The 1,328-nt window shown below is 65.2% G+C and carries 1 protein-coding gene and 2 pseudogenes; 1 reads left to right on the plus strand and 2 read right to left on the minus strand.

Going from position 1 to position 1,328, the window contains the following annotated elements; translation table 11 throughout:
- Positions 1–309 (plus strand): annotated as a pseudogene (locus AC1DEY_RS23480) (YihY/virulence factor BrkB family protein); the annotation flags it as partial.
- Positions 310–675: 366 nt separating this feature from the next.
- Here the strand turns inward: AC1DEY_RS23480 and AC1DEY_RS23485 are convergent.
- A complete protein-coding gene (locus AC1DEY_RS23485; protein WP_476870098.1) occupies positions 676–906 on the minus strand; it encodes a hypothetical protein in 231 nt (76 codons plus the stop codon).
- A gap of 214 nt (positions 907–1,120) precedes the next feature.
- Positions 1,121–1,328, minus strand: a pseudogene (locus tag AC1DEY_RS23490) (hypothetical protein); the annotation flags it as partial.

A 1,328-nucleotide genomic window follows, 5' to 3' on the forward strand; every position in this document is an offset into this window, starting at 1 on the left:
GCGATCGGCGGCGTCATCATCTCGCTGCTGTGGCTCTGGATCCTGAACATGTCGCTGCTCTTTGGTGCCGAGTTCGACGCCGAGATGGAGCGTGGACGGCAGCTTCAGGCCGGCATCGCGGCCGAAGAGACCATCCAGCTRCCACCACGGGACACGAAACAGAGCGACAAGCTCCAGGCCCGCGAGGAAGAGGACATCCGCCGCGGACGGCAATTGCGGAAACGGCACGGCAGCCCCGACGAGGGCCAGCCGGATCACAGGGACAGGAACGCTCCACCCGGCGGCGCCAGAAGAATGGATCGCAGCTGATATCGAAACCCGGCCGGGCGGAGTCAATGGCTATTCTCCGGCGCGCCCCAACCCAATCAAGTGACACGGCCGGGATGGGCGGCTCCGATTTCCACGGATGACACTGCGGCGCCGCCTGCTCTGGCCCCTGCGTCCGTGATGGTGTGCGAGAACCCTCAGCCGAACACAGCATGCCCATCCGAGCATCAGCATGATGGTTCGTCTTGTCCGAGCGCCTAGTCGTCCCGGTGAGCGATCGTGCAGCGGCGGGTCAGGCCGGGTTAGCTGCAGAATTCGAGGAATGGACGTCCTTGCGGATTGCCCAACGGCCGATGCTCGGTCGTCCCGGGAGCGCCGGCGCCCGGGACCGGTGTGGTAGCCGGACGTCTAGTGCGGCGTCGGCGTCGCTTCCTTGCGCAGTCTGAAGCGGGCACCGGGAACGCCTATCAGCGTGGCGCGCGTCCCGTCGTCTGCCTCCAGGTCGAGATGGACCAGCCGGTGTCGGCGGTGTTTGGCCACGACGGCGAAGCTGGCGTCGGCCAGCCGCAGGATCTGTCCTTCCAGGACCTCACGGAGTTTGTGCTCGACGAAGGACTGCGGGAATGCGGGTTCGGTCATGGTGTTCAATTCCCTCCAAGGGGCGCGTTTCGGTGCGGCCGGCATCAAAATTTAATCAGCATGCTTAGCAGTATGCAAGGACCCGGCACCCCAGGCGCGATCGTGTGTGGATGCCCATCAGTCGCCGACCTTCGGCGGGCCCGCGGAGGGAAGAGCAGCCACTTGATGGCCTTCGTCCCCACGCGAGTGCCTGTGGGTGCCGCCGTTCGCGGGTTTAGGGCTGGGTGCCGTAGATGAATTCCTTCGCGTGGTTGACGGCTTTTCTGAAGGCATCGTTGCGCAGGGTGATCTGTTCTTCGGTGCCCGTCGGGCTTGACTCGATGTAGGTTGTGTGTCCGCGGTGCAGCACCCAGATGTCCCCGGCGGGCGGTAGGTAGAAGACGCCGAAGGTGCGGTGCCGGGGGTCTTCGGCCCAGATGGGG

Source organism: Arthrobacter sp. 05T47 (assembly GCF_056395825.1).